This is a genomic window from Candidatus Neomarinimicrobiota bacterium (genome assembly GCA_017656425.1).
GTDB lineage: Bacteria > Fidelibacterota > UBA2242 > UBA2242 > B5-G15 > JACDNV01.
In genome coordinates, this window is record JACDNV010000003.1 from 133,768 (window position 1) to 152,821 (window position 19,054).

The following is a 19,054-nucleotide window of genomic DNA, read 5'->3' on the forward strand; positions in this document are numbered from 1 at the left end:
GTCCCCTCCAAGTTATGTTTTATATTTACCAATATTATTGGCTGCTTTTTTAAGCTGGTCATCCACCGATTTCAAAGCTTTTTGCGTTGACTCAAAATATCTTTGGACCGTTATTAAATTGATCATTTCCTTGATTGGATTTACGTTTGAGCTTTCAAGAGCCCCTTGTGTTACTATAGGGTTCTCAAGCTCTACCACATCAACATTATTAGCTACATAATAGCCATTTGCTTCTCTTTCTAATAAGCCATAATCATCTATATCTACAATCAGAAAATCATCAATATAATCACCATCTACATATATCTCTCCCGATTGTGAAACTTCAACTTTCCCCGGTTTTACACCATCTATTGTTACATTTATTGGACCACCTTTACCAAGCACGAAATAACCGTCGGATGTTTTTAGAAATCCATCACTATCGACGGTGAAATGTCCATTCCTTGTGTATTTTTCCTCACCACTCTCGGTTTGTACTGCAAATAATCCTCTACCGTTTATTGCAAAATCAAGTGGGTTATCAGTTCTCTCAATAGCACCTTCCTTAAAATTCAACTTTACCTTCACATTCGATAATTGCTTTCCCTCAATTTCCATCAACTCAACAAAAACAAGATTTCCCTTATAACCCGTTGTTCCAACATTACTTAGATTATTAGATATTATATCAAGCTTAATTTCCTGAGATTTTAATGCATCTTTTAATTCATCAAACTTTATATCCATCTCAACTCATCACATTTACCATTTATAATTTTTGCAATAACACTGCCAATGTTTTTTCATTAGGAAAAATTTCTATTTAAGATTAAAACATTTATATTATATTGTTAATCAATGATTTATGAATTCTAATTACAAGCATATATTGATATAAAAACAATAAAGATTTGAGGTTAGGAATATTTTAACAAAGATGGGAAAGAATTTCCGTGAATTTTTTACCTGTTATTCCTCAGGTAACTTTATCATTTTAATATCGCCAAAATACTTTTGATCTTTGAGCTCTCGAAGCTGACTCAATTTGTAGGTCACTTTCCTTATTCTTTTTGATTGTTCTAGAATTGCTCTTATACTTTCGCGTATCTTTTCAATACTTAGAGCAGGTAAGGAATATTCAAGTATTTCAGCGATATTAATAATAGATGTAAGAGGATTATTAATCTCATGGTTAATTGTAACAACAATTTCCCCGATAGCTGCAAGTTTTTCCTTCTCAACAAGTTCAGCCTGCAAATCTTTAAGTCTTCGCAGAGTTTTCTTTAAAATCCTGTTTTGTTTTTCAAGTTTACTTTTCATCTGAACTTTTTCAATTAGTACTGCCACATAATTACCAAGGGTTTCATAGTCTTTTCTGTACTCAAGTTTATAAACCTCGGGTCTTTCATGAGCAAGGTTTAATACCCCTATCAATTTATTTTCTATTCGAAGTGGAATCGACAGGAAAGAAGAAAATCCATTATCCTGACAGGCTCTTGTCCTTTCCAGAGATGGTAGTATAATTGGTCTTTGATTTACAGAAGTCCATCCAGCTATCCCTTTCCCCTTTCCAAAATCGAAATCGCTTACAAGATCTACTATTACATTTCCCCTTTTATACTTAGGGACAATTCTATCCTCTTTTGCATCGTACAAGAAAAGTGTACATGCTGTAAAAGAAATAGTATTTTCCATAATATTAAAAATAGATTCGAAAAGTTTATCCCAGCTAACATCTTCCAACATTAAATTGCTAATATCATGAAAAAGAGAATATCCAACTTTACCCATCAAACTCATCCTTTATGCAATATTTCAATTAAATTTCTTAATTGGCTCGACTCACTTCTTTGCTCGAGTGGTAGAATAACCTTAAATGTAGTTCCTTCTCCTTCTCTTACTCCTACCTTTATATCCCCTCCCATGGAATTTATTATATTTTTACACATAGTCAGCCCAATGCCTGTATTTTTATCCACCTCTTTGGTTGTAAAGAAAGGTTCCCATATTTTATTTATTATGCTTTTATCAATACCTCCAGCATTATCCTCAACATATATCTCAATCCACTTCCCCGGGTTAACTCTCGTCATAATTTTTATATACTTAATTTCATCACGTCTCTTTGGATTATAGATAAAAGCATCTCGAGCATTAGAAATGAGATTAATCAAAACCTGCTCAATCAATAAAGGATTTGCCAGTATAAAAGGTAAACTATCTCTATGCTCCACCTTTAATTCAATACCAAGATTCCTTAGTTCATAAGAGAATATTTTAACCAAGTTATCAACTACATCCTGTATACTTACAAGCTCAAGAATATTTCCTTCAGTCTGCTGTGCAAACAACCTCATACTATTAACAATACCAGTCATTTTACCAATCATTCTTTCAAAATCATCTATAAAGGACAGCAATTTATCCTTTGGTAACTTCCCTTTCTCCTTCAGTTTATTTTTTAGTAGCTCCAATCTCAGATTCATCGCATTTATCGGATGACTAATTTGATGTATCAAGCCAACAGTTAATTCACCAAGTGCCCTTAACCTATCTCTACTGACTGCGATAACCTGATTCCGTCTTAATTCCTTTTCCATTGCCTTAAACTCAGTAATATCTCTTATAACCATTATAATATAATCAACTTCACCATCGCTATTCTTAATTGGACTAAATGAGATTAGCACATTGTTAACCTTTTGACCATTAACCAGATAACACTCGATATTCGTAAAAATTCCGCTACTAAGCTTATCTATAAGTGTCAAACGTTTTTTATTTTCAAAAAAATCTTCCTGTTCTTCAAATTCACCTTCATCTGCATCCATTATAAATTCATCAATAATCTTTCCCCTTATTTCATCAAATTTCACTTCCAACATATTAAGCACTGAACGATTGGCGTATTCAATCTTACCCTCTTTATTTAGTATAAATACACCATCGGATATACTTTCAAGAATTAATACTGTTGTCTCATAATCTTTTATTTTGCTTCTCATAACCCCACTCTAATATACAACCAATTTTCCACTTTTGTATTCAATCTTGTTAAACTTCTCTCTGTTTATATCTACCAGAGATAACCTTGGAAACACCCTTTGAACCTTTAGTTCCATTTCTTCGCCAATTTGGAAATCTCTATTTGATTCTACGTAAATATTTACTCCATATAACCTTATTATATATCTTTTATCACTAACCTTATCAATTACTCTGCATCTTACTAGGTCTCCGACTGAAAACCTTCTAAAAACTTTATAGTTACTGAAAAAGTTCATATCCTGAAATCGATATTTTTATTATTCAGCTTACTCAAAATTTTTAACTCATCGTAGCTTAAATCTTGACTGCCATGTTTCAGCAAACTTGAACTACCAGTACTCTTGGAATTCTTTTCACCACGATTACTTTTGGAAGGTATACCAGATCTGCCCATATGATGGCTCTTCAATAGGATTAGAAGCTGTCTTGCGTGTTTGTCCCTGACAAGAAAATAAATTAATCCGATAACCATGAATAAAAAGGAAAGGAGGAACATGACTCTTGAAACAATTTTCAAATTTGTCATAAAAATAGCACTATTTTTAATCCTTTCAGCTGGATACTGTACCATCAAATTATCATTAAAGAAAGCAATACTTGGATACGTTATTTCAACTATATACTTATTTTCAAGAACATCGTAGGAAAAATTGGCACTTTTGAATGGTACTGTCATAATTTTAAACCTCACATAGAAAGAATCCATAACAGATGATTCAATTCTCAATATGGAATTTATATCTGATAACACTCCATATGTTATATACTCACTAATAGAGTTCCTATCAAAAGTTATATCCATTCTACCATTCTCAGGGTCTATTTTTATATCTGGCTTCATATAAATTTCTCCACCAGGAATAACAATAATTGAATTGCCTGTATTCCCTTTTATTTCCAATGTTTCAGCCTTCAACATTTTGCATGATATAATTATAAGTAGAAATAAAATACTATATAAAAATAAACCCTTTGATTTACCTTGCGAGAATGTCAATTTTACCTCCTTTATTTTTAATACCTTTATTTATCTCTTCATCGATTTTCTTTTTCTCTTCCATTTTCTGATTCAAACTACTTATCTCTACCCTGTCTTTGTCCCTGGGCTTTTTCTTATTTTTATTATTTCTTTTTTCTCTCTTACTCTCCCTATCCACACCCCTAATCGAATGAATCGATTCAAGAGGATTCAAATCAGGAGAAGATACATTATCATCTAATGGCATTTCTTTCCTCTACTTTTTTTCTCAATAACCTTAACGTCTCATTTAAAATTTGCGAGACCCTTGATTCACTTACACCCAATACAAGACCAATATCAGCAAGTGTCAGCTCCTCATAGAAATACAATGCAAGAATCAATCTCTCCCTTTCATCTAACTCTTTAATGATATTCTTTAGATAAGATTTCAAATCATCAAATTCAACTTTTTCTTCTGGGTTCATCTGGTCAGGATCAACTATCCTATCCTTAATTCTGATGCTATCCTCACCATCCTTATACAGTTTATCGTCAAGAGACAAGGTATAACCAATGTCTATGATTTGCTGAATTTTAAAATATTCCTCTTCTGATATATTAACTTCTTTACAAATTTCCTCTACGGTAGGCTCTCTCTTAAGTTTACTTCTGAGACGTTCAAGACCATCATTTAATTTCATTATTGATTTAACCTGACCTCTATTAAGAGCAGTTTCTCTTCTTATAGCATCAATTATTTCTCCGTATATTCTTTTATATGCAAAGGTTTTAAAACTAACTCCATATGAGAGATTATATCTCTCAAGGGCTTCAAGCAATCCTATTATGCCATATTGATATAAATCTTCTTTTTTTAATATCCAATTTTCAGGTATATGTAATCTACCCACTATATGCTTTATTAGGTTTATGTAGGATTTAATAATCCTCTCTTTTAAACTTTCATTTTTTGTCGTTATATACTCCCTTACAAGATATTCAGCATCTTCCCGGATTTTTAATTTTTCATTCAGCATTTACTTTATTTCCTTCTTCTTTTTTTGCCTGTTCAACATTTTCTTTTTGACCTATTTCTTTCGGTCTCAATGCTACTGCCATTACTGCACTTGCGATAAAGAATATAAACAATACACCTACAAACACAATTAGGGAACGGATAATCGATGTAAAAAGAGAAATATTGCTTAGTAGACAGAGTATAAATGTCAGAATTGAAATTGAAAGGGCAATACTATAAATAATTTTGGTTATCATTCTCTACCTAAGATTATTTCTTTATTATCAATTAATCTATCAAAAACGTTAATTCCAAATCTTCTATCCATAATGGGAATACTCATAAGTTTTTTAACTATTATTTTGAAATGTAATGTTGAAATGGAATTGGGATACTCCAATATAAATGGACTCTGTATTTTAATTGCTCTCGCTATCTGTTCATCATCCACCAAATACCCTCCATAAATCAATTTTGAATTCAAGAACTTTTGCGCCATTAAATCCAGCTTTCTGAATAGCGAATCACCCTCCTCCTGATTTTTGACCATATTAACAACGAGTATAATCGGCATATTAGGCTCAGTAGTCTTGACTATTTTCACAATCCCATAGGTATCAGCGATAGAAGCTGGATCGGGGGTTGCTATCACTATAACCTTATCAGCACTCAATACAAACGATAGAACAGTTCTTGAAACTCCTGCTCCTGTATCAATCACTATTGTATCATATTTATGCTGAATTTTTTTAAATTCAGCACTTATTTTTCTTAACACCTCATCCTCAGACTCTATCAGTTCCTTTACAACTGACGAAGCAGGTAAAAGGTCTATCCCCTGTGGACACTTGAAAATTATTTCTTCTATTGGTTTTTGATTTAAAATGAAATCGGAAATATTATAATCTGGATTAATACCAAGGAAAAGATCAATATTGCCAAGGTGAATATCAGCATCAATCAGCAATACCCTTTTACCAAACTGGCTTAAAAGTAAAGACAGATTAACACTAAGATTTGTCTTCCCTACCCCACCTTTTCCACTTGTAACGGCAATGATTTCCGCAGATTTCTTGTCACTGGCGTCACCAAACTTTAATAACCTTCCAAAAGCACTACCTTCAACCATAACACCTCAAAATTCTTTTATTATTTCTTTTGCCAGAACACTGGCATTAATAACATGCAGACTCTCCGGTATTTCATTACCCATTGTAAAAAAGAATAACTTATGCTTAAAACTTTTTATCAAACTAAATATCCTGCCTTTATTTCTTACCTCATCAACCTTTGTTAGAACAATCCCTACACGTTTCAACGAATTAAATCTTTCCATATATCTATCAATTTCACCCGAGTCCAGATTAGCAGGTATACAAACAAGATGTAAAATGTCTGGGACCGTTAGAAGACCCCTGAATATATCCTTATACCTATCTATATCACCAATCGGTGTATCAATAAGCACTAAACCTTTATCTATTTCATTAACAATTCTAAGCAATTCCTCAGGACTTTTAGCTTTTATTAACTTTATACCAGAAACCTGAGAAAATTTGTCGAGTCTATCCATTGAACCTATTCTATAAATATCGGTAGATATTATATTTTTATTCTTTATCTTATTTAAAACTGGACTCAATGCCATCTCCATTAGTACTGTTGTTTTTCCACATCCAGTGGGACCCATAAAAGAAAAAACAGTCCGATCATTGTTAAACAAGTTATCTACATCCCCGAGTTTTTCCCCTATCTTTTCAACAATCCTCTTTCTCACTCTGGCTTTAAGTTCACTATAATCTATTACTTTGGTTTCGCCAGATTGATAATATATATCTTCAATAATAGCGATTGAATCGGAATACTCTATGCCTGTATCACATAGTTTTCTCCACGCATTCTCGTAAAACTCAGGTAATCCTATATTTAAAATATTACGGAAATAATTATAGAGTTTATCAAGCTGTCTTTTTACAATCAATTCCTCATTAGCGGATTTTTCCGGTTTCGATTTTTTCTTTTCTTCATGTTTTGGCTTAGCTTCAGTACTCTCTGGCTCTTCAATCTTAACAGTAAGTTTTACAAGATTCTTATTTTCCAGTAACAAACCATTACCCTTTATCTCTTTTGTTTCAAGAACAATTACATCTTCACCAAGCTCTTCTTTAGCTTGATTTAACGCCTCCTGCAACGTTTGTCCATAAAATGATTTAATTCTCATTTGGATACTCCACTGAGCCTACAGTTTTTAATTCAGTATCTGGTGTTAATTCATTATATGAAAGCACAGCTAAATTTGGTAAAACCGGATCAATAAAGTTTCTAACATATCTTCGTATATGTGGAGAAGTTAATAGAACAGGTTTTACTCCCATCTGTATCGCTTTCTCAACTTTTTCGGCAAGGGAACTAAAAATTTTATTAACCTGATCTGGTGTAAATCCAAGGTTTTGTGATCTACCATTACCACTTCTAACATTCTCCATAATTTTATCTTCAAGGCGCGGATCGAGAGTAATAACTGTTATATAGTTCTTATCCTGTTTGTAATATCCAGTTATCACCTCAGCAAGAGCATTTCTTACATACTCAGTTAAAACATCCGAATCCTTTGTCATTGCGCCATAGTCCGCTAAGGTTTCCATAATAGTAACAAGATTTCTAATTGGTATTCTTTCTTTTAGCAAGTTTTTAAGTACTTGTGTAACTGTTCCAAGATTTACAATATCTGGGACAACCCCCTCAACAACTGCCGGGTGAGTCTCTTTTAAATGGTCAAGCATCCTTTGGGTTTCCTGCCTGTCAAGCAATTTATAGGCATTATTTTTTAATACTTCCATCAAATGAGTTGCAATTACTGCTACTGGTTCTATAACAGTGTAACCGGCAAGCTCTGCCTTCTCTTTTTCTGATTTTGGAATCCACTTAGCTGGTAACCCAAACGTTGGTTCTACTGTATCAATGCCTTTTAACTCAGCTCGATCATCAGGATTCAATACAAGATAATACCCCATCATCAATTCATATCTGGCACACTCAACTCCATAGATTTTGAAGACATATTCGTTAGATTTTAATTGGATGTTATCTCTTATTCTAATTGGTGGTACAATTACTCCAAGTTCTATAGCTATACTCTTTCTTATTGTTGATATTCTTCTTAATAAATTCCCGCCCTGATTCACATCAACAAGCGGTATCAGTCCATATCCTATTTCAACTTCAAAGGGATCAGGATGAAGGAACTCCTCTATTTTCTCTTCTGCTTCGGCTGTCTCTTCAACCTCTTCTTCCTTTGCCATGGCTTCTTGAATTTTCAAAGCTTTCTCAACTAAATAACCACTCCCTGCCATAATAGCAGCCATAATCATGAATGGGAAAAATGGCATCCCGGGCACAAGTCCCATCAGAGCGAGTACACCAGATGTTACAAAAATTGCTTTGGGTTGCCTAGTGATCTGTGCCGATATATCCGTACCAAGGTTACTTTCAGAAGATGCCCTTGTAATAATTATACCTGCGGAAGTGGAAATAATTAAAGCTGGTATCTGAGCAACAAGACCATCCCCAACCGTGAGTATTGTATAGGTAGAAGCTGCCTCACCAATAGGCATTCCCCTTTGCAGAACTCCTATTATCAACCCACCAATAATATTTATTGCTGTAATCAGTAAACCTGCTATAGCATCTCCCCTTACAAACTTGGAGGCACCATCCATAGCTCCATAAAAATCAGCCTCTCTCACTATCTGTTCACGTCTTCTCTGAGCTTCCTGGTCATCTATCAAGCCAGCATTTAAATCTGCATCAATTGACATTTGCTTGCCAGGCATAGCATCAAGGGTAAACCTAGCTGATACTTCAGCTATCCTCGTAGCACCTTTTGTAATCACAATAAAGTTTATGATAACAAGAATTAAAAATATTATAATTCCAACAAAATAATTCCCCCTCACAACAAATGAACCAAAAGCCTGAATTAATTCACCAGCATAGGCTTGGGTCAAAATCAATCTCGTAGTAGCAACGTTTAGTGATAATCTGAAAAGAGTTACTATTAACAATAAACTAGGAAAAACAGAAAATTCCAATGGTTTCAGAATATAAATAGAAACGAATAACATTACAAGAGCACCTGTTATATTCATTACAAGCAATACATCCATAAGGAAAGTTGGTAATGGAAGAATCATAACAGTAAGTATCAATATAACACCGGCTGCAAGAGCAACATTACTATTGCTCAATATGCGCATTACTCTATTTGATTGCACTACAGTTTCAGGCATCTATCAACTCTTTATTTACTGGATTATTATCCTTCCTCATTTGATACACATATGCTAATACTTCTGCTACAGCATGATAAAGAGTGAATGGTATCTCCATACCAACTTCACAGGACTCATATAAACTTCGAGCTAGTGGCTTATTCTCAACTATTGGTACATTATATTGAATTGCTATTGCTTTTATTTTCTCTGCAATTTTTCTTTTCCCCTTTGCTACAACCACAGGTGCATCGGTTCTTTTCTTTGGCTCATATTTAAGAGCAACAGCTATAAAGACTGGATTAGTAACTACAACTGTCGCTTCAGGAACAGCTGACATCATTCTTCTTCTTGCCATCTGAAATTGCAGAGATCTGATCCTGCTTTTAACTCTTGGATCGCCTTCATAGTCTTTCCATTCATCTTTTACTTCCTGTTTAGTCATCATTATCCTTTTTTCATAAGAATATTTTTGATAAAAATAATCACCAATAGCTAAAATAAGCAGAACTACTGCTATTTTAACCGTCAACTCAAACACCACACTACCGAAGAAACTAACCGCCTTCGGGACTGTACTGCTGAATAAAAGTAGATAATCTTCCGTATGTCTTTTTAAAACCGAATAAGCGATAAATCCAACTATTATAAACTTCAACAAGCTTTTTAATAGTTCAACAATAGAGTTAAGTGAAAAAAGTTTTTTTAAACCATTAACAGGATTAAGTTTATCAAATTTAATTTTTATTGCTTCGCTTGCATAGACAAAGCCCACCTGAAGATAATTTATCAATAGACCTGTAAGCATTACACCCAAGAGAAAAGCACCAACAACAGGTCCAAAATAACGCAAAATGAACATAACCTGATATATTAGTGTATCATCTGTAACTTCATACACACTTACAGATTGATAAACCTCTATCATAAAGCGAAGAGTTCTTTCTATCAATTCTTTGCCCAGAAAAATAAAAAGAAATATCCCTGCAAAAAGAATCGCAACAGAATTTAATTCCACGCTCCTTGCTACATTACCTTTTCTCCTTTCTTTACCTCTCTTTCGTGGAGTCGCTTTTTCGGTCCTATCCTGCGCACCATCAGGCATTTTTTAACCTCTTAAAAAAATCAAGATTGTATTAACATAATCAACCATCTGAGAAAAGAAAGAATCAAATATTACCTGAAAAATACTTAAGGAAATTATAAGCACTACTATACCAGTGAAAATCTTTAATGGTAAAGTGACAAAAAATACATTCATCCTTGGCATTACCCTCGCCATAAAGGATATTGCAATATCTACAAGAAGTAAAAATACCATAGCAGGAGCTGCAAAGCCCACACCAATCCTATATAATATAGAGCCACCCTCTATCATATGTCTTCCAAGTCGAGGTGATAAACTACCCAGGCCAAGGGGAACAGCTTTAAAATTCTCAGCCAATAACGCAACAAAATAGTAATGGGCATTAACTGCAAATACAAATGCCATCACAACTATTAACCAAAAATTGCTAATAATAGGAAGTTGCTGATGACTTGTAGGATCCATTACATTTGCCAATCCAAGTGCCATTTGTCTTCCGATAAAACCACCTGCCATGTAGAAAGCTTCAAATATTAATCTGGCACCAAATCCTACTATCAAGCCTATGAATACCTCTCTTGAAATATTAATAATTAACGATTCAACTGAATTTATATCTACACTTTGATTAACTGTTGGAAAAACTACTATAGCCAGCACGAAACCAATAAAAAATCTTAACCGCTGGGGAACTGATTGATAACCAAAAATTGGTAACACCATTAGCATGGAAACTATACGAAAAAATACCAACATAAATCCGGGCATCAATTCGGACATTTTATCAATCAGTTCATACATAACGCTACTCTACCATTAACGGTATTTGACTATAAACCTCCTGAACGAAGTCCATAATCATATTAAGTATCCAGGGCATCAGAATTAATAAAACAAGACCTACTACTGCAATCTTTGGAATAAAAGTCAAGGTCATTTCATGGATTGAGGTGATAGCCTGGAATATTGCAATTGCAAGACCCACCAGAAGTGCACTACCTAAAACGGGCGCAAGTATAAAGATTGCAGTGGTCAATGTTTCCCTCCCTAAAAAAATTACATAATCTGTCGTCATCTCATAAATCCCTTTACTAAAGATTCAACAATCAAATGCCATCCATCCACAAGCACAAAAAGTAGTATTTTAAAAGGCATTGAAATCATAATTGGAGGTAACATCATCATTCCAAGAGATAACAGAACACTAGCAACAAGCATATCTATCAGTAGCATTGGAAGGTAAAGGAGAAATCCTATCTGAAATCCTGTTTTAAGCTCACTTATTATAAAAGCAGGTACAACTATCGATAGAGAAAGCTCATCGGGGCTTTGCGGCAATCCTTCACCTCTCATATCTATAAACAGCTGTAAGTCCTTAGCTCTTGTCTGCGATAGCATAAATTTTTTCAAAGGCTTGATAGATCGCTCTATTGCTTGCGACTGCGTTATTTCCCTACTTAAATATGGCTGAATCGCATTTTCATTTATTTCATTAATTACAGGTTTCATGATGAAAAATGTTATGAATAACGCCAATCCAACAAGCAACTGATTTGGCGGGACTGTCTGAGTAGCAAGTGAAGTTCTAATAAAATGGAATACTATAATTAACCTTACAAAAGATGTCATCATAATTAAGATGGATGGTGCAAGCGCCAATATGGTAAGCAGTATAACTATCTTTATAGACAGCACAAAATCCTCGGGACGCTGAGATTCGTCAATTCCAATAGTTACCCTTGGCAATGGTGTTTGAGAATATACAATCATAGGAGCCATTAAAAACGCCAATAATATGATTACCTTATATCTCTTTATCATCCTGTCTTTTTTTCAGATTAATCTTCTCTATTATATTGCCTTCAATTCTTTTTTTAGCATCTGATATACTATTTTCGGAAAACTCATCCTGAACTTCGAATTCATCTAATTTGTTAATGCTATGCTCAGTCACTCCAAGTAAAATCTTTTTACCATATACATCGATTATTAATAAATACTGTTTTGGAGATAAATATTTCCTGCCAATGATTTTTATATTCTGCCCAAAAGTCGAATTTTTGAATCCTTTTATTTTTATAAACCTAGCTATAATCAGTATCAGAATTATAATTATCCCCGTTATTAGCATAGTTTTAAGAATAAAAGTATAAAAATTAATCTCTTTGCCTGCCTGGTTTCCAACTATGCTTTCTTCAGACACCTTTATCGTATCCTCTATTGTCTTCTGAGACAGATTTTCATACGAAGGATTATTCACCATCATCAAAATACCAATTAGAGCTATAGCAAAAAATATTGCCGCAAGTAATAAATTCCCCCTTTTTTTCTGGGAATTATTGTTACTTAAGAGGTTACTTCTCATCGTTTCATCCTGTTATTTGATGTAAACTGAGTTATTCTTATACCAAAAGCATCATCAACAACTACTACTTCACCCTCAGCAAATTTTCTTCCATTTACATATATATCCAGTGGTTCTCCAGCAGCCTTATCCAACTCTACAACGCTTCCTTTACCAAGTCGTAAAAGATCTCTAATAGGTAAAATCTTTCTACCAAGTTCCGCTACTATCTCAAGCTCCACATCCATCAAAATATCCATATTGGTTGTCTCTTCAACAACTTTCTCCTCTACAAGATTTCTGAATTCTGCTTCACTTACCTCTATTTTATCCCCTCCCTTCTCAGTTTTCGAAACTTTTTCATAAGATATATAGTGAAATACTCTAAAGTTTAATTCTTCAGCTTTGAGACTATACGTTACTAAAAAGTTCGAGTCCGTTTTCTCTATTCCATCAAGATAGGTACTTTTAGCTATTATCTGTACATCTATATCTGTTGCATTAATCTTCTCACCATCTTTTAAATTTGTCCTTATTTGGCCGAAGACCTGATTAAAAATTTCCTTGATGCCATCACAAGTCTCTTCACTTAATTGCATATCTTCATTTCCTTCACCCAATAACATAGAATATAAAAAGTTACTGAATTCCTGATTAAGTAATATTACATTATTAAAAACTTTACTGGATTCAATCTTAAACTTTAAAGCTAGAAAAGGATATTCAAAATCGATGTATTCAGGAAGCAAACTTGCCACACCCTCTATAGCATATTTTACTTTATATTCCTTACCTGTTATCTGACTTAGAACTTCATTGATTATTTTAAACAAATTATCAAAATTATTTTCAAACTCTTTCTTAAATTCCTCAATCTTCATAATTATCCTCTCTTACTATTTCACTTACTTTTATAGCAATTTTATTTCTGGACTTTCCTGGGACACCCTTATATAAGAGTTTATTTGAACAATAAATATCAATGAGATCAGTTATTGATTTGTCAAGCCTTAAAATATCACCTAGATCAAGTTCAAGAAATTCTTTCATTCTTATGTTCATCCTTCCAAGAATCGCCCGTAGTGTTACCGTCGTACCCCTTATATTATCATTTATAAGCTTTTTTTCTTCCTTTTCAACTTCCTTGCCTCCAAACATTATTTTTTCCTGCACATCTGACATGGAAAAGATTGTGGATATCCATATATAAGGATAGCACAGATTCATCAGCGCACTCTTTCCTCTAATATTTAATTCAATACTTATAGCAACAACCGGTTCTGATGATGACAAAATTTGAACGAACTCTGGATCTCTTTCAAATTGATTAAATCTGCAATCGAACTCCTTAAGAAATTTCCAATTATCTGAAATTTCCTTTGCAATTCTATCAACAATCTTTGTCATTACATTTTGCTCAATTACTGAAATAGGGCGAAAAACCGTAGAAAGTGTCCCTCTTCCCCCAAAAAGCCTTTCAACAATAAAAATTACCACCTGTGGACTTATCTCAAGTACAAACTTGGTAAAGGGTTCATTAATTGTACCGACCCATATAGCCGATGGTGAAGATAGTGACATCATAAATTCTGAATACATAATCTGGTCAATACCCAATAGCTTAACTTCAACTATCATCCTCATTTGCGCGGACAGAAATACACTTAAATTCCTGGCAAATCGTTCATGAATTTGTTCGAGTAGCCTCAACTGATCCTTGGATATGATACTGGGTCTTCTAAAGTCATAGGTGGTAATTTTTTTCTTCTTTTTTATCTCGGCTGGTTCTTCTGTCTTACCTGATATTACACTACCTAATAATTCATCTATTTCTTCCTGTGATAAAATTCTGCCCATATCAACCTTTCTCTATTGTAAAATCAATTTTGTATAATAGATACTATCTACCTTGCCAGAGCTGAGCATCTCATTTAATTTTTGCTTTAACTCCCTTTTTGATTGCTCTTGAAAATCTAACTTCGCGATTTCAAGAGCTGTTTTCGATCTGAAATAATTAATAAAGAAATCATTTAGCTGAGGTGATCTATCTTTTATTTCCTGTGCAACTTTCTTATCCATTGTTTCAATAGCCAGTGATACCAATACAAATCTTAATCCTTCTGATTTATTGGTATTCACTGTTATATCTTCAAATACTACAATATTCCCTATTTCTCTACCTCTTCCATCAGACTCTTTTTCTCCTTTTTTTCCAAATAACTTTGATAAAAACCCAGCGGATTTCTCTTCCACAGAATCTTTTTTAGCTAAAAGAGAATCAAATAAAGATGATGTATCTTTTATTTCAACTGCCAGGCTTTCTTCTCCAGAAAATATTTCCTCCTCTATACTCTGATCAGCGAGCACAGAATCCAATCCCAATTCGACCCTTATATCATTTCTTAACCTTTTTTCAAATATTTTTGGTAATATTACCCTACGCGTGATAAAAAAAGATGCTAACGAAATTACAATAGCTAACAAAGCAAATATCAAATACCTAAAGAACTTTCTGAGGCTATCTTTTTGAGTCTTTTCTTCTTCTGGCATATATATAAACCTATTCTTCTTTCAATAAAACAAATTTATACATATTAGAAGATGTCAAATTTTATGCCACCTGTTGGAATATTTATACTTTGTTTAGTTAATTTATTAATAAAACATAAATCATCATATATTACTGATATACAACAACATATTTCTTGAAATATTGATTTCATTTATAAATAAAAAATTCAAAATCCCGCTTGTTTATAGCACATTACCTTTAGTGGAGGAAATATTTGCCGATTTTAATTTGTGTTTTTCCTATTCACTTTTATCGCCATGTAACAAGGAATTCAACACGTCTGTTTTTTTGTCTGTTTTCTTCACTTATATTCGGAGCAATTGGTCTATACTGAGAATATCCAGCAGACACCAGTATTTCAGGAGGGACACCCACATTATTAATCAGATATTTCACAACGCTTAAAGCTCTTGCTGTAGATAGCTCCCAGTTGGATGGAAATTTACCAGATCTTATAGGTAAGTCATCGGTGTGACCACATACAATAACTTCTGCTACATCCTCTTTTAACATATCTCCAACAATTTTTAATATCGGATATGCCTCAGGCTTCAAGTCCGCACTCCCTAAATCAAATAGAACTCTACTACCCATCCTTATTAGAAATCCTGTTGGAGTCTCCTCAACTGATATATCCTTTTCATACCCCATCTTTCTGGCTATTTCTTTCATAGCATTTATGTTCCTATATAATGCTACTCTCCTTCTCTGATCAATCATGCTTTCCTTCGGCGTTGTAGGATTGTTTAAAATTGAAACGTTTTTATTCAAAACCCCTAAAGCGCCTCTTATAGAAAACATTGCTCTATCAAAAAGAATCTTATTTATTGATGAAAAAGATATAAGCAACACAAAAAATGTTAATAGAAGTGTAACCATATCAGAATATGTAGTCATCCAATGAGGGGAACCAGGTGGTTTTAAATCTTCTCTTTTTTTTCTAGCCATTATTGCTCTTCCTTAGTTGATTCAATCCTCATCTTTGGTGGTAAGTAATTTAGCAACTTTTTATATAGAATTCTTGGATGTTCTCCATTTTGTATAGCAAGTACACCCTCAATTATCATCTCTTTAATTATTACTTCATCATCGGACCTATTCTTCAATTTCCCCGCTATTGGCAGGAATACAAGATTGGCAGCAAGCACTCCATAAAATGTAGTTATCAATGCTAGTGCCATGCCTCCTCCTATTGCCGTCGGATCTTCCAATTTTCTTAACATAAGTATAAGCCCAATCAGGGTACCAATCATTCCAAAAGCAGGTGAGAATGTCCCTAAGGATGTAAAAATTTGCTGCCCCTTTTTATGCCTTTCTATTAAATACGTCAATTCTGTTTCCATTATATCTCTTATCGTGTCCTGGTCCATTCCGTCGACAACCATCTCCAGTCCATTTCTCATATATTCATCACCAATTTTATTTAGTTCCTTATCAATTGATAGCAAACCCTCTTTCCTTGACTTCTTCGACAACTCTACAAATTGATGAACAAGTGATATCGCCTTTCTCCTATCATCCGAAAATGCTTTCCTTACAACACTCATCACACTTATAATCTCAGACATGGGGAAATTAACAAGTATTGCAGCAAAAGTACCACCAAAAACAATAAGCATAGATGGAACATGAATAAAAGTTGTGAGGTCACCACCAGATGTTATGGAATAAAATACTAACCCAAGCCCAGCTATAATACCCAAAATTGTCGCTAAATCCATACTATTCCCATATTTTTAAGAAAATGTATGTCCAGCGTGGGAGCAATTACTACCACGCTGGACGCTGGATTTTAAAAATACAATTTCAATTATCTCTTCAGATTCGTTGTTACATCTGCTATCTGTTCTAAAGTCGATACTACTCTTGCGGCTGCCTGATACGCCCTCTGAGCCTCTATCATCTTTGTAAATTCCTCAGCAAGATCAACTGTGGACAATTCCAAATTCCCTGATTCGATAGTACTATCCAGAGACTCTGCCTCTCCAATATTTGGAAAACCACTATTCTCAGTCGGTAGGAAATTACTTCCACCGGCTTTTTTCAATCCTGCTGGATTCGTAAACTTCGCAAGGGCTATCTGGGCAATTTTTGCTTCCTCTCCATTTGTAAAATATCCGATTATAGAACCATCACCTTCGATTTTAAACTCACTTAAATAACCTGATTCACGTCCATCTCTATACTTTGTATGTAGAGTTGATACCGCGTTGTACTGTGTCACACCACTGGATACACCTTCCTGCTCTTCAGAATGTATCTTTATTTCCAGATCATCTGCTCCATTGGCAAGACGCAATCTTAATGCATCGACTCCTCCATCATAAAGGAATCCTACAAGATCACCATCGGCATCAAAAAGTATCCTTCCTGTACCGCCCGAAACTATTGTCTCTTCGGTAGATGTTTTGACTTCCCATTCCCACTCTCCAGCTGTACCAGTCTTCTTAAATACAATAGTTATATTATGACTTTGTCCAAGACTATCAAATACAACCATCGATGCTGAGGTATTGGCAGTATAACCAGCCACAGTATTAACAAAGCCCGGTACTGACATAACCCCCGTATTGCCAGTATCTGCGGTTAGACTGATTGTTGTTGAGCTATCACCTGGAACGTCATCAGAGAGAACTATTTTCCCATCGCTCAAAGTAGCTGTTGAATATCCTGAATATAGATTATTTATAACACTAATCAAATCACTTAAAGTTGTACCATCGTTTCCTGATCCATATGTGAAGGTCCCTGATATATTATTACCATCTTTGTCAGTACCACTTATATTAAAAGTATCTCCACCAATTAGATCCGAAGTAACCTGTAAAAGATCATTTAGCTCTGTTGACTCATCAGCTACATCTCCTGAAATAGCCTGAGCACCATCATTTATTCCGATATCATTTAGAAATGTGCCACTTCCTATTTCATTGAGAGTAATCTGCGTTCCACTATATCCATCTATCGCTTTGATTCTAATATACTGCCCTGATGCATCAGCTTCAGCCTTAACTTTGCCATCAAGGCTGGTGCCCTGTATTTGTGTATTAATTTCACTAGCTAAAGCATCAGCATCAGCATAATTACCCGCGGTAATCGTAATATCCTGTGTAATTGTCTCTCCAAACTGTGGATCAAAAATTATTCTGAACTGGTCATTAGTTCCAGCTGTAATCGTAATTCCACCACTCAAATCGGTAGTTCCCTCAACAATAGCTTTCTTCCGAAATGCTGTACCAGTTGCCCATTCCTCACGGGTTGACTCCAGCCCCGCATTAAGATTACCTGAAAGCCATACATTTTCAGTTGCTCGAGCTGGCAATATCAGATCCGGATCTATTACAATATCTGTAATAGAGTTACTCACTCTTGTCTCACTGTTAGCTGTAATATCATACATCCATCCCTGTACATTATAACCATCCACATTTACAAGTTTACCCATTTCATCTACCTGAAATGCACCAGCTCTGGTATAATAAGTTTCATCACCATGTTTCAGTATAAAGAAGCTCTTCCCCTTGATAGCTAGATCAGTAACATTACCTGTATAAGTGAGAGCTCCCTGTCTAAACAGCATCTGATTTTTCCCAGTAACCGTCCCAAGTGCTTCTATAAAGGTTACTCTGCAATTTTTAAATCCCGGAGTGTTTAGATTTGCAATATTTTCACCCATTAGTTCAAGGGCTTTTTTCTGCTCATTTAATGCTGAAGTTGGAATGTAAAAGGAAAACATAATGACCCTCCTTTCCTATTATCCACCTCAGTCGA

At 34.3% G+C, this 19,054-nt stretch carries 22 protein-coding genes; all 22 read right to left on the reverse strand.

Translation table 11 applies throughout. From position 1 onward, the window contains the following. Positions 1–12: 12 nt before the first annotated feature. The 22 genes from H0Z29_03295 to H0Z29_03400 all read right to left on the reverse strand — a co-directional run bounded on the left by H0Z29_03295 (position 13) and on the right by H0Z29_03400 (position 19,019). Positions 13–729 carry a flagellar hook-basal body complex protein gene (locus tag H0Z29_03295; protein MBO8130527.1) on the reverse strand — a complete coding sequence of 239 codons (717 nt, stop codon included), beginning with the start codon at positions 727–729 and terminating at the stop codon, positions 13–15. 222 nt (positions 730–951) lie between these two features. Continuing rightward, positions 952–1,773, reverse strand: coding sequence for a GAF domain-containing protein (locus tag H0Z29_03300; protein MBO8130528.1), 822 nt, complete (start codon positions 1,771–1,773; stop codon positions 952–954). A 5-nt stretch (positions 1,774–1,778) separates the two neighbouring features. Next, positions 1,779–2,987: a PAS domain-containing protein gene (locus tag H0Z29_03305; protein MBO8130529.1), complete on the reverse strand. Its 1,209-nt coding sequence runs from the start codon at positions 2,985–2,987 to the stop codon at positions 1,779–1,781. A 9-nt stretch (positions 2,988–2,996) separates the two neighbouring features. Then, complete coding sequence (locus H0Z29_03310; GenBank protein ID MBO8130530.1) at positions 2,997–3,266, reverse strand: hypothetical protein; 270 nt, start codon at positions 3,264–3,266, stop codon at positions 2,997–2,999. Then, positions 3,263–4,027: a hypothetical protein gene (locus H0Z29_03315; protein ID MBO8130531.1), complete on the reverse strand. Its 765-nt coding sequence runs from the start codon at positions 4,025–4,027 to the stop codon at positions 3,263–3,265. The genes H0Z29_03310 and H0Z29_03315 overlap by 4 nt, the downstream gene beginning before the upstream one ends. Next, the gene (locus H0Z29_03320; GenBank protein ID MBO8130532.1) at positions 4,008–4,256 is read right to left on the reverse strand and encodes a hypothetical protein; all 249 of its coding nucleotides are present in this window, start codon (positions 4,254–4,256) and stop codon (positions 4,008–4,010) included. Before H0Z29_03320 ends, H0Z29_03315 begins: the two co-directional genes overlap by 20 nt. After that, the gene (locus H0Z29_03325) at positions 4,243–5,028 is read right to left on the reverse strand and encodes a FliA/WhiG family RNA polymerase sigma factor (protein MBO8130533.1); all 786 of its coding nucleotides are present in this window, start codon (positions 5,026–5,028) and stop codon (positions 4,243–4,245) included. The genes H0Z29_03320 and H0Z29_03325 overlap by 14 nt, the downstream gene beginning before the upstream one ends. After that, entirely contained in the window at positions 5,018–5,266 is a 249-nt protein-coding gene (locus H0Z29_03330) for a hypothetical protein (protein ID MBO8130534.1), read from the reverse strand. Before H0Z29_03330 ends, H0Z29_03325 begins: the two co-directional genes overlap by 11 nt. Further along, complete coding sequence (locus tag H0Z29_03335; GenBank protein MBO8130535.1) at positions 5,263–6,138, reverse strand: AAA family ATPase; 876 nt, start codon at positions 6,136–6,138, stop codon at positions 5,263–5,265. The genes H0Z29_03330 and H0Z29_03335 overlap by 4 nt, the downstream gene beginning before the upstream one ends. A gap of 6 nt (positions 6,139–6,144) precedes the next feature. Further along, positions 6,145–7,230 (reverse strand): hypothetical protein, encoded by a 1,086-nt coding sequence (locus H0Z29_03340; GenBank protein MBO8130536.1) that lies wholly within the window; start codon positions 7,228–7,230, stop codon positions 6,145–6,147. Next, positions 7,220–9,298, reverse strand: coding sequence for a flagellar biosynthesis protein FlhA (gene flhA, locus H0Z29_03345; GenBank protein MBO8130537.1), 2,079 nt, complete (start codon positions 9,296–9,298; stop codon positions 7,220–7,222). The genes H0Z29_03340 and flhA overlap by 11 nt, the downstream gene beginning before the upstream one ends. Further along, a complete protein-coding gene (gene flhB / locus H0Z29_03350) occupies positions 9,291–10,385 on the reverse strand; it encodes a flagellar biosynthesis protein FlhB (protein ID MBO8130538.1) in 1,095 nt (364 codons plus the stop codon). Before flhB ends, flhA begins: the two co-directional genes overlap by 8 nt. A gap of 3 nt (positions 10,386–10,388) precedes the next feature. Then, entirely contained in the window at positions 10,389–11,168 is a 780-nt protein-coding gene (gene fliR, locus H0Z29_03355; protein MBO8130539.1) for a flagellar biosynthetic protein FliR, read from the reverse strand. 4 nt (positions 11,169–11,172) lie between these two features. Beyond that, positions 11,173–11,442 carry a flagellar biosynthesis protein FliQ gene (gene fliQ, locus H0Z29_03360; GenBank protein ID MBO8130540.1) on the reverse strand — a complete coding sequence of 90 codons (270 nt, stop codon included), beginning with the start codon at positions 11,440–11,442 and terminating at the stop codon, positions 11,173–11,175. Next, positions 11,439–12,188, reverse strand: coding sequence for a flagellar type III secretion system pore protein FliP (gene fliP / locus H0Z29_03365; protein ID MBO8130541.1), 750 nt, complete (start codon positions 12,186–12,188; stop codon positions 11,439–11,441). Before fliP ends, fliQ begins: the two co-directional genes overlap by 4 nt. After that, positions 12,172–12,732 (reverse strand): flagellar biosynthetic protein FliO, encoded by a 561-nt coding sequence (locus tag H0Z29_03370; protein ID MBO8130542.1) that lies wholly within the window; start codon positions 12,730–12,732, stop codon positions 12,172–12,174. Before H0Z29_03370 ends, fliP begins: the two co-directional genes overlap by 17 nt. After that, positions 12,729–13,592, reverse strand: a complete 864-nt coding sequence (gene fliN / locus H0Z29_03375; protein ID MBO8130543.1) for a flagellar motor switch protein FliN — start codon at positions 13,590–13,592, stop codon at positions 12,729–12,731. The genes H0Z29_03370 and fliN overlap by 4 nt, the downstream gene beginning before the upstream one ends. Then, positions 13,582–14,568 (reverse strand): flagellar motor switch protein FliM, encoded by a 987-nt coding sequence (gene fliM / locus H0Z29_03380; GenBank protein ID MBO8130544.1) that lies wholly within the window; start codon positions 14,566–14,568, stop codon positions 13,582–13,584. The genes fliN and fliM overlap by 11 nt, the downstream gene beginning before the upstream one ends. A 12-nt stretch (positions 14,569–14,580) precedes the next feature. Continuing rightward, positions 14,581–15,261 (reverse strand): flagellar basal body-associated FliL family protein, encoded by a 681-nt coding sequence (locus tag H0Z29_03385; protein ID MBO8130545.1) that lies wholly within the window; start codon positions 15,259–15,261, stop codon positions 14,581–14,583. A gap of 271 nt (positions 15,262–15,532) precedes the next feature. Then, on the reverse strand, positions 15,533–16,231 hold the full coding sequence (locus H0Z29_03390) for a flagellar motor protein MotB (GenBank protein MBO8130546.1): 699 nt from the start codon (positions 16,229–16,231) through the stop codon (positions 15,533–15,535). Continuing rightward, positions 16,231–17,004, reverse strand: a complete 774-nt coding sequence (locus H0Z29_03395; GenBank protein ID MBO8130547.1) for a motility protein A — start codon at positions 17,002–17,004, stop codon at positions 16,231–16,233. Before H0Z29_03395 ends, H0Z29_03390 begins: the two co-directional genes overlap by 1 nt. Before the next feature lie 89 nt (positions 17,005–17,093). Beyond that, positions 17,094–19,019 carry a flagellar hook-basal body complex protein gene (locus tag H0Z29_03400; protein ID MBO8130548.1) on the reverse strand — a complete coding sequence of 642 codons (1,926 nt, stop codon included), beginning with the start codon at positions 19,017–19,019 and terminating at the stop codon, positions 17,094–17,096. Positions 19,020–19,054: the final 35 nt, after the last annotated feature.

Coding starts and splice junctions, on each gene's coding strand:
- flhB (MBO8130538.1), bottom strand. CDS start 10,385: ATGCCTGATGGTGCGCAGGATAGGACCGAAAAAGCGACTCCACGAAAG.
- H0Z29_03385 (MBO8130545.1), bottom strand. CDS start 15,261: ATGCCAGAAGAAGAAAAGACTCAAAAAGATAGCCTCAGAAAGTTCTTT.
- H0Z29_03335 (MBO8130535.1), bottom strand. CDS start 6,138: ATGGTTGAAGGTAGTGCTTTTGGAAGGTTATTAAAGTTTGGTGACGCC.
- flhA (MBO8130537.1), bottom strand. CDS start 9,298: ATGCCTGAAACTGTAGTGCAATCAAATAGAGTAATGCGCATATTGAGC.
- H0Z29_03340 (MBO8130536.1), bottom strand. CDS start 7,230: ATGAGAATTAAATCATTTTATGGACAAACGTTGCAGGAGGCGTTAAAT.
- fliP (MBO8130541.1), bottom strand. CDS start 12,188: ATGATAAAGAGATATAAGGTAATCATATTATTGGCGTTTTTAATGGCT.
- H0Z29_03400 (MBO8130548.1), bottom strand. CDS start 19,019: ATGTTTTCCTTTTACATTCCAACTTCAGCATTAAATGAGCAGAAAAAA.
- fliM (MBO8130544.1), bottom strand. CDS start 14,568: ATGGGCAGAATTTTATCACAGGAAGAAATAGATGAATTATTAGGTAGT.
- H0Z29_03300 (MBO8130528.1), bottom strand. CDS start 1,773: ATGGGTAAAGTTGGATATTCTCTTTTTCATGATATTAGCAATTTAATG.
- H0Z29_03295 (MBO8130527.1), bottom strand. CDS start 729: ATGGATATAAAGTTTGATGAATTAAAAGATGCATTAAAATCTCAGGAA.
- H0Z29_03320 (MBO8130532.1), bottom strand. CDS start 4,256: ATGCCATTAGATGATAATGTATCTTCTCCTGATTTGAATCCTCTTGAA.
- fliR (MBO8130539.1), bottom strand. CDS start 11,168: ATGTATGAACTGATTGATAAAATGTCCGAATTGATGCCCGGATTTATG.
- H0Z29_03305 (MBO8130529.1), bottom strand. CDS start 2,987: ATGAGAAGCAAAATAAAAGATTATGAGACAACAGTATTAATTCTTGAA.
- H0Z29_03390 (MBO8130546.1), bottom strand. CDS start 16,231: ATGGCTAGAAAAAAAAGAGAAGATTTAAAACCACCTGGTTCCCCTCAT.
- H0Z29_03370 (MBO8130542.1), bottom strand. CDS start 12,732: ATGAGAAGTAACCTCTTAAGTAACAATAATTCCCAGAAAAAAAGGGGG.
- fliQ (MBO8130540.1), bottom strand. CDS start 11,442: ATGACGACAGATTATGTAATTTTTTTAGGGAGGGAAACATTGACCACT.
- H0Z29_03325 (MBO8130533.1), bottom strand. CDS start 5,028: ATGCTGAATGAAAAATTAAAAATCCGGGAAGATGCTGAATATCTTGTA.
- H0Z29_03395 (MBO8130547.1), bottom strand. CDS start 17,004: ATGGATTTAGCGACAATTTTGGGTATTATAGCTGGGCTTGGGTTAGTA.
- H0Z29_03310 (MBO8130530.1), bottom strand. CDS start 3,266: ATGAACTTTTTCAGTAACTATAAAGTTTTTAGAAGGTTTTCAGTCGGA.
- fliN (MBO8130543.1), bottom strand. CDS start 13,592: ATGAAGATTGAGGAATTTAAGAAAGAGTTTGAAAATAATTTTGATAAT.
- H0Z29_03330 (MBO8130534.1), bottom strand. CDS start 5,266: ATGATAACCAAAATTATTTATAGTATTGCCCTTTCAATTTCAATTCTG.